The following is a 210-nucleotide window of genomic DNA, read 5'->3' as shown; positions in this document are numbered from 1 at the left end:
GCAGCGAGCGGATCGGTGCGGTCGCGCGGCTCAGGCTCCACCACATCAGACCCATCAGCACCACGGTCGAAATCGTGGTGACCGCCCAGCCATGGTCCAGCCAGTACGCCAGATACCACGGGAAGGCGGCCGCCAATGCCAGCACCGGCAGCAGGCGCAGGAACAGCCGGAAGGTGAACGAGCGCCGCTTCATTCGCGTGGAATGCCGTA

The 210-nt window shown here is 66.2% G+C and carries 1 protein-coding gene; it reads right to left on the bottom strand.

The genetic code is table 11. The annotated features are described in order from the left end of the window. Positions 1-193: hypothetical protein (locus RRF55_RS29320; RefSeq protein ID WP_439419501.1), on the bottom strand; the 193-nt coding region annotated here is incomplete at its 3' end. Between the last annotated feature and the right edge of the window lie 17 nt (positions 194-210).

Origin of the sequence: Klebsiella sp. K47, assembly GCF_051858335.1 — a bacterium.
Classification (GTDB): Bacteria; Pseudomonadota; Gammaproteobacteria; order Enterobacterales; family Enterobacteriaceae; genus Klebsiella; species Klebsiella pneumoniae.
Note: the sequence above shows the minus strand (reverse complement) of the source record. Positions and strands in the feature narration are given on the sequence as shown.